This window comes from uncultured Coprobacter sp. (genome assembly GCF_947855755.1).
In the GTDB taxonomy this organism is placed as follows: domain Bacteria; phylum Bacteroidota; class Bacteroidia; order Bacteroidales; family Coprobacteraceae; genus Coprobacter.
Genome location: NZ_CANUAR010000010.1, coordinates 98,063 through 106,386, shown reverse-complemented (window position 1 = coordinate 106,386; position 8,324 = coordinate 98,063). Strand labels below are relative to the sequence as shown.

Here is an 8,324-nt window from a genome sequence, read left to right as displayed (position 1 = left end):
TAGAGCATTAGCCTTCCAAGCTGAGGGTCGCGGGTTTGAGTCCCGTTTCCCGCTCACAAGAAAGTCGGTCGAAATATTTCGACCGACTTTCTTTATATTACATTTGTGCAAATCTGATTTAATGGCGGTATTCTCGATTGATGATATTGAGGTATAAAAAAAAGACGATTCGAAGAACCGTCTTTCGTTTTTTTAATCTTGATTATATTGCTTATTCAGCAGGATGAATAGCTCCGGTCGGACAAGCGTCAGCACAAGTTCCGCAATCTGCGCAAATCGATGGGTCGATTTTGTAGATATCGCCTTCAGAGATAGCTTCTACCGGACATTCGCTGATGCAAGTTCCGCAAGCAATACAATCGTCACTAATAACGTAAGCCATTGTTTCTAAGTTTTAATTGATGAATTAGTACTAATTATGTTCTGCAAAAGTAGTAGTTTTATCGGTTCATTCAAATAAAAAGAGGTTTTTTTATTTTGAGGCTCGCTGACAGGACTTGTCAAAATGTTATCTTTGCAGGCAATAAGAGAAACTTTTCACCGTTTAATGTATGTATTAAAAGAGACGCGATTGAGAAAGACGATACTTTTGTTTTTAATGTCATTGATGGCTGTTTCAGGGATTGCGCAGAAACGTAAATTGGAAAGGTTGCCTTATATTGACCAGCGGAGGATACATTTCGGATTCTCTGTAGGATTGCATACGCAAGATTTGGGCTTTACTCATACCGGATATACAACAGAAGCGGGAGAAACTTGGTATGCCGAAGTCCCCTCTTTCTCTCCCGGCTTTAATGTCGGGTTGGTCAGCGATCTTTATCTTTGTAAATATCTTAATCTTCGTTTCTGTCCCACCATGTATTTTGGAAATAAAACGGTCGAATTTCGGGAAGATCATACAGATGAACGCCGTACTGTAGATTTGAAGTCGAATTATATTATGATACCGATAGATCTAAAATATAGTGCAAAACGGCTGAATAATTATTGTCCTTATATCACTGCAGGAGTTGCTGGGGCTTTTGATATTTCAAAAAAGAAAAATGAATTGTTGAAGCTTAAGACTTATGATACTTATTTGCAAGTAGGATTGGGATGTGATATTTACCTACCTTTTTTTAAATTGATTCCGGAGCTTAAGTTTTGTTTCGGTCTTGGCGATATTTTGCAGCATAAGCGTCCTGATCTGCGCGATCCTTTAGATTATAAATATACACAAGCGATTAAGCGAGCATCTTCTAATATGGTCGTGCTTACATTCTATTTCGAATAAAGTCTATTTTTTTGCTCGTTTTCGATTCGAAAATGGCATTTTTCTGTGTTTAGGATTCAATACTGTGTTAAATATATAGATTTAACATTTCTCTTCTTGTATAATCGGACAATATGTTATAAATTTGCACTGTAAATATCGCGGGGTGGAGCAGTGGTAGCTCGTTGGGCTCATAACCCAAAGGTCGTCAGTTCGAGTCTGGCTCCCGCAACTAAGTTTAAGAGCGCTAAGTGGTTGGCGTTCTTTTTTATTTTATTGCCTTTGCTGGGGAGGGCGGTTCGCATTGATTTTAAGAGCCTGTCTAAATTTTCCGATAAAAAAATATTATCTGGTCATTTTTGTGTTTTCTTCCGGTCTTTTTTCCCGTTTTTCCTCGTCAGATAGCTTGCTATCCTCCTCGTAAAAACAGAAAAATATCTTCGAAAGAAACTCTCAAAACTGACCCGAGCAAAATTTAGACAAGCTCTAAGGCAGGAAATATTAGAAATAAAAAATATCCGGATTTTAAAGTCCGGATATTTTTTAGTCGTATAATGAAAATACGAAAGTTCAAGAGTTTAGAATCGAGGCCGTGCTTCTTTTACTACCATCGTACGATTATCATACTGTGCGCCATTAAGTTCTTTAATTGTGTTCGCTGCTTGCATGTCATCTGGCATTTCTGCAAAAGCGAAACCTTTAGAACGACCGGTTTCTCGATCTTTAATTAATTTTACAGAGTTAACTGTACCATACTCTTCCAAAACTTGGATTAAATCTGACTCCTTAACGTTATAGCTAAGGTTACCAATGTAAATATTCATAAGAATGAAATAAAAATAAATAATAAAAAATTGAAACAACGAGGTTTGGGGAAAGATCTTGATCGACGATAAAAAAATACTCAACGGTTTGCGTTTGAGAAAATCCTCATAGAAGAGTAAGAGCGATATAAACTCTCTTTGTTTGTATTGCAAATAACGATATAATAATCGATATATATACTATGTTATCTTTATTTTCTTTATAATTTAAATATTTAGCTTTTTATTTTACGCATTTTACCAATCCAACTTAGAACCTGTATAAATTTTCCGACAAAAAATATTATCAGGTCATTTTTGCGTTTTCTTCCGGTCTGTTTTCCCGTTTTCCCTCGTTAGATAGCCCGCGCTATCCTCCTTGTAAAAATAGAAAAACATCCTCAATCGAAATTCTCAAACATGGTCTGAGCAAAATTTAGACGACAGACTCTGAATATAGTTTGTATATCGTCACTATTAATATTAAAAGACTTTGAAGCGGGTTGTATATATAGGTATATTTTTATAGAAAGAATACATTTATGGCTTTTGTGTTTCTTTTTTATATTAATAGTATAACAATATGTTGTTTTAATTGTAGAATTATTATCTCAGAATATGTTTAATAACATATTTTATACTTGATAATTTTTTATAAACATTTGATTTATAATAAAATATGTGATTTTGTGTGTTTTGTGTGTGCGCACACATATTTGTTATTTAAAATTTATGCCATATATTTGTCCGTGAAATTGAGCCTAAATCTGTTTTTATGCCGATTGATTAGACTGTCCAAATAAACGTTCGTTTATTCGGACTTTTTTTATTCACCAAATTTCTTCTTTAATTTTTACACAAATTTTTGTTATCAATATATTTATCGAATATCCAACACTACATATTTAAGACTTTTCATTCCGTTTAGTAAAACGAACGTTTGTTTGGACAAAAGATGGAGTTTGTAAATAAAAGTAGATATCTATTACCATGTCTATCTGAGTGTTTAAATTTTTTACTAAACTAATACATAACATGAAAAGTGGAACAGAGCGAATAGTCCGTATTGTCGGATGCCTAATGGCTTTTTTCAATTTCTTATTGCTGGTGCAGCCGATAAATGCGCAGACTTCCGGTAAAGTAAGTGTGAAAGGTGTTGTTCTGGACGAGGCGGGGGAAACATTGCCCGGTGCTACCGTTACAGAAAAAGGGACAAAAAATGTTGCAGCGACCGATTTGGATGGTAAGTTTACGATTAAAGTATCGAAAAGCGGTGCTACTTTGATCGTTTCGTATGTCGGGTATGTAACTAAAGAGGTTACATCAAAGCCGGATATGAAAGTTATTTTGTCCGAAAATTCTAAAAATCTCGATGAAGTAGTCGTTGTCGGATACGGAACGATGAAAAAACGAGATGTGACAGGCGCTATCAGTTCTATATCCAGTAAAGATATAGAGCAGAAGATGGCGACGAATGTGTTTGAGGCTTTACAAGGACAGACTGCCGGAATTCAGATTATTTCCGGTTCTGGTCAACCCGGGGAAACTTCTTCAATTAAAATACGTGGAACATCTACATTCTCTGCCGATGGAGTAAAACCCCTTTATATTGTGGATGGTATTCCTTTGGATGATATTGATGGAATCAACCCAACGGATATTGCATCTATGGAAATCTTGAAAGATGCAGCTTCGGCAGCTATTTACGGTTCTCGTTCTGCTAATGGTGTGATTATCATTACAACTAAGCAAGGAGAAGCGGGTAAGCCCCGTATTGATGTGAAGTATAATCATTCATGGGGAACATTGTCTCATAAGTTGGCTCAGGCAAACCGTGCTGATCGTCGTTATTATGATAATGCTCGTCGTCAGTATTTTTTAGATAATAATATCGGTAATGCAGATGAGAGTATCCAAATGATTCAAGACTCGTTGAATGTATTTTTTAATGTAGATAATGACTATCAGGATATGATTTTGCAAACTGCACAGAAAGATCAGGTTGATATTAGCGTGGGCGGTGGTAGCGACAAAATCAAATATTTTATCAATACCGGTTATTTTAATGAAAGAGGTATAGTTCCTAATACGGCATTTCAGCGGTTGACAACTCGTATTAATTCTGATTACAAACCGGTAAAATGGATGAATATGGGTAGCCGCATCGCTCTTACTTACTCTAAAAAAGAGGGTATAAACGAGAATGCATTATTAAATGCAATGTTGAGTCGTCGTCCTTATTTCTCGACATACTACCCTGATGGCTCGCTTGTGGGAGTGTTTAACGGACAGAAAAATCCGATTGCGCAAGTCGAGTATACGACAGATTTTACAGACGCATATAAAGGGAATTTTTATCAGTTCTTTGAATTTGACATTTATAAAGGTTTAAAATTCCGTACGAATATCAATGCCAATTTCTCGCTTAGCAAACGAAAGAAATTATATCCCAGTATTATTACGGATGAATGGCAAAAAAGTAATGAAGGCGGTTCTTATAACTATTTAGGCTGGAATTGGATGAATGAAGATTATTTCAGTTATAGCCACAAATGGGGAGACCATAATTTTTCTGCAATGGCGGGTTTTAGTGCTCAGCGTTGGTCAAATCAAAATGAAATTCTTGTAGGGACTAATTCTTCTACCGATTATATTTATACGATGAATGCTTTTGCGTCTAATTTGAATCAAACTTCTACCGGTACATGGCAGACGAGTCATTCTTTAGCTTCTTTGTTTGCTCGTATAACTTATGATTATAAAGGACGTTATTTATTGACGGCAAATGTGCGCCGAGACGGATCTTCTCGTTTTGCTGAGAATAATAAATGGGGGAATTTCCCGTCTGCATCTGTCGGTTGGCGTATTTCTGATGAGAAGTTCATGCAATTTGCCAAACCTGCACTCGATGATGCGAAGATTCGTGTAAGTTATGGTGTAACCGGAAATGAGTCTATCGGAAATTACGATTACGTATATACTTATTCTCCGAGTACTGTTTATGACGGTGTCGGAGGCGTTTCTGCAACTCGTATCGGTAAAGATAACCTGAAATGGGAAGAGACAAAACAGTTTGATATCGGCCTTGACCTTTCTTTCTGGAATAGCCGTCTTACCGCTACATTTGATTATTATGACAAATATACTTCGGGATTGTTGGCAGATTATGAACTTCCGAAGGAGTCGGGTTTTTCAACGATGAAAACCAATGTGGGCGAGGTCAGCAACCGGGGATTCGAAGTCGCTATTGCCGGAGATATCATCCGTACAAAAAATTTCCGATGGAATGCTTCGTTTAATATTTCACGAAACATAAATCAGATAGAGCGTCTTTCTGAAGGTAAAGCTTATTTGGAAGGAGATTTATGGTGGATGCAAGAAGGAGGACGTATCGGAGACTTCTATGGATATAAATATATCAATGTATTCCAATATGATGAGTCTAATGCTTTTGCCGAAGGATCATGGCAACAGCTTACACCGGTTTTTGAAAATGGTGTATTTCAAAATAAATATTTATTGAATGGAACGGAATATACCGGTAAAGTCTTGCAGAAAACTTTACCGAACGGAAAACCTTTCCGCGGAGGAGATATTAACTGGGAAGAACCGGAAGGCAGTCGTGACGGAATTATCGATGATAATGACCGTATGATTATCGGCAATGCACTTCCTGATGTTACAGGAGGTCTTAGTACTCAGTTTACGTATAAGGATTGGAGTTTGTTTATTTCTTTTTATTACTCTTTGGGTGGAGAGATTTACAACTTCGGTGAGCATAACCGGAATATGTTTAAATATACCGGAACGACACCTTCTCCGGATGTAATTTATAATACATGGTTGAAACAGGGAGATATAGCCCTTTATCCGAGACCTTATAATGATGAATATGATAATGCCCGTTATGCTAACTCTTTCTATGTCGAAGACGGTTCTTTCATCCGATTACAGAATGTGCGGTTAAGTTATAACCTACCGAAAAATTGGTGTCGGAAGTGTGGTGTAAAAGGTATAAATCTGTATGCTTTTGTAAATAACGCTCTTACTTGGACTAAATATTCGGGATTTGATCCGGAGTTTTCGACAAGCGATCCGTTACAAATCGGTCGGGATAATTATCGTTACCCGAAAAAAAGAGAATATGGTGTAGGTATGTCTGTTAATTTTTAATCGAAACTACTATGAATAAGATAAAGTTATTTTTTGGAGTTGCCGCACTTGCTTTTTCGTTGAGTTCTTGCGAGGCATTTCTTGAGGAAGAGCCGATAAGTGAAATACCGGTAGAAGAGATGTGGCAAACTTCACGGGATGTAAAAGCCGGAGTAAATGAAATTTACGGACTTTTCCGTACGACTATGCGGAAGAATTATTTCTACTGGGGAGAGTTCCGTTCAGACAATATGTCTCCCGGTTCTTCTTCTGCGGCAGATCAACAAAGAGTTATCGATAACTTGATAACGACGAGTCATGAATGTGCCAAGTGGACAGATTTATATAAAATGATCAATCAGGCGAATTTGGCGATTAAGTATATTCCGACAGTCGATATGCCTTCTATCGCTACCCGTAACGATTATTTAGGACAGGCCTATGCCATGAGAGCTCTCGGTTATTTTTACGCTATTCGCGTTTGGGGAGACGTACCTTTGTTTACCGAGCCGAACGAAAAGTATAGCACTGATCTGTATAAAGAGCGTACCGATAAAAATTATATCCTTAGGAATGTGATTCTTGAAGACCTTAAAAAGGCTGAAGAATTAATGGATAAAACGAATAATAAGGAACGGAAACGTATCTCTATTTATGGCGTTTGGGCTATTATGGCAGATGTGTATATGTGGCTTGAGGAGTATAATTTGGCAGATCAGACTATCGATAAGATGTCCGGAGACGCTACGTTTATGAAACTTGAAACAAGTATTGAGAATTGGCGGAAAATGTTTGTGGAAGAGCTGAACGGAAAACCTTCGGATGATACTCCTGAGAATGATGAATACACGACTAAAGAACTCATCTTTGTTGTTCATTTTGATATGGACGAAGTGGGATCGAGTGGATATAGTTATATGTATCAATGGTTTACTGGATCGGGAAACCGTGCCGCCGTTTTATCGGATGCTATTCTTGAAAAATTTTCTGATGATGATTTAAGAAAAGCATATACAACTCAGTATTATCAAAATGGATGGGAGCTCAATAAATTTATCGGAGGAACAATCAGTACGACTTTAAATAAGACATGTGAAGTGGCTTATCCTATTTACCGCTATTCAGATATGATTTTGTTACAGGCCGAAGCGCGTGCCCGTATGGGAAAATGGGAAGAAGCGTTGGATTTGGTAAAACAGATTCGCGACCGTGCCGGGTTGACAACCGCTACGTCTATGGATTTTGCTTCGGAGGACGATATTATCAATTATATTTTGGATGAACGTCAAATAGAGTTGGTCGGAGAAGGACGCCGTTGGTTCGATTTGTTGCGTACGAAAAAGTGGAAAGAAGTCATGGAGCCTATTAATGGAATGAACCAAGATGGAAATGAACTTTTCCCGATACACTATTCCCATATCAATGAGAATCCGAAATTAACACAGAATCCGTATTACGGTAAGTAAAAATAACCACATCTAAAATATAGAATCATGTTGAAGAATTTATTAAATAAGATAGCGGTTCTACTGGTCATTATCGGTACGATGAATAGTTGTGACATGCCGTTGCAGAAAAATTACGACTATGAAAGTTCTGTTCTTGATCCGCATGTGAATATGACTGCATGGGAGTATATTAATTCTCGTCCGGATATATTTTCAACCTATATCGAAGCAATAGAATATACCGGAATGAAAGATTATTTTACTCAGACTGATACCGAATATACTTTTTTGGCATTGAACAATACTGCCATGAAAAATTTTATGGCAGATCGTTTTCCGGGAATATCATCTATTTCTGATTGTGATATGGAAAGCGTAAAAAAATTATTGCAGTATCATATTATTGAAGGAAGTTATAGCGCTTATGGAGATTTGCCCGTAGAAGCGATCCATGTTCTTACTTTGCTAAGAGGAGAAGAAGGCCTTATGACTATCCTGGTACGGAAAAATCCATGGCAAGCAGATGCGGGTAAAGTGATTATCAATGATACGGGGACAAATGGAAATTCTCCGATGAGAGCAGCTATCACCAGCAATATTATGCCTGTAAACGGTGTAATTCATGTCTTTGACTCATATTGCTATTATAAAAAATAGTTTATCATAAGT

The 8,324-nt window shown here is 37.1% G+C and carries 6 protein-coding genes and 1 tRNA gene; 5 read left to right on the top strand and 2 right to left on the bottom strand.

Annotation, left to right across the window (positions count from 1 at the left end):
• Positions 1–211: 211 nt before the first annotated feature.
• The gene (locus Q0093_RS07525; protein WP_009318100.1) at positions 212–382 is read right to left on the bottom strand and encodes a DUF362 domain-containing protein; all 171 of its coding nucleotides are present in this window, start codon (positions 380–382) and stop codon (positions 212–214) included.
• Positions 383–571: 189 nt separating this feature from the next.
• Between Q0093_RS07525 and Q0093_RS07520 the strand changes: the two genes are divergently transcribed.
• On the top strand, positions 572–1,273 hold the full coding sequence (locus Q0093_RS07520; RefSeq protein WP_270738561.1) for a porin family protein: 702 nt from the start codon (positions 572–574) through the stop codon (positions 1,271–1,273).
• A gap of 139 nt (positions 1,274–1,412) precedes the next feature.
• Positions 1,413–1,484: transfer RNA gene (locus Q0093_RS07515), tRNA-Met, on the top strand.
• 346 nt (positions 1,485–1,830) lie between these two features.
• Here Q0093_RS07515 and Q0093_RS07510 read toward each other — a convergent pair.
• On the bottom strand, positions 1,831–2,076 hold the full coding sequence (locus tag Q0093_RS07510; protein ID WP_009318098.1) for an RNA-binding protein: 246 nt from the start codon (positions 2,074–2,076) through the stop codon (positions 1,831–1,833).
• A 1,005-nt stretch (positions 2,077–3,081) separates the two neighbouring features.
• Between Q0093_RS07510 and Q0093_RS07505 the strand changes: the two genes are divergently transcribed.
• From Q0093_RS07505 to Q0093_RS07495, 3 genes are all read left to right on the top strand, one after another.
• Positions 3,082–6,228, top strand: a complete 3,147-nt coding sequence (locus Q0093_RS07505; RefSeq protein ID WP_297929404.1) for a TonB-dependent receptor — start codon at positions 3,082–3,084, stop codon at positions 6,226–6,228.
• Between the two features lie 11 nt (positions 6,229–6,239).
• Positions 6,240–7,673 (top strand): RagB/SusD family nutrient uptake outer membrane protein, encoded by a 1,434-nt coding sequence (locus Q0093_RS07500; RefSeq protein WP_009318096.1) that lies wholly within the window; start codon positions 6,240–6,242, stop codon positions 7,671–7,673.
• A gap of 81 nt (positions 7,674–7,754) precedes the next feature.
• Positions 7,755–8,312 carry a fasciclin domain-containing protein gene (locus Q0093_RS07495; protein ID WP_244925459.1) on the top strand — a complete coding sequence of 186 codons (558 nt, stop codon included), beginning with the start codon at positions 7,755–7,757 and terminating at the stop codon, positions 8,310–8,312.
• Positions 8,313–8,324: the final 12 nt, after the last annotated feature.

Bases quoted from the DNA above. Each gene is read 5' to 3' on its own strand.
- Q0093_RS07525 (WP_009318100.1), bottom strand. From the start codon at position 382: ATGGCTTACGTTATTAGTGACGATTGTATTGCTTGCGGAACTTGCATC.
- Q0093_RS07500 (WP_009318096.1), top strand. From the start codon at position 6,240: ATGAATAAGATAAAGTTATTTTTTGGAGTTGCCGCACTTGCTTTTTCG.
- Q0093_RS07510 (WP_009318098.1), bottom strand. From the start codon at position 2,076: ATGAATATTTACATTGGTAACCTTAGCTATAACGTTAAGGAGTCAGAT.
- Q0093_RS07495 (WP_244925459.1), top strand. From the start codon at position 7,755: ATGAATAGTTGTGACATGCCGTTGCAGAAAAATTACGACTATGAAAGT.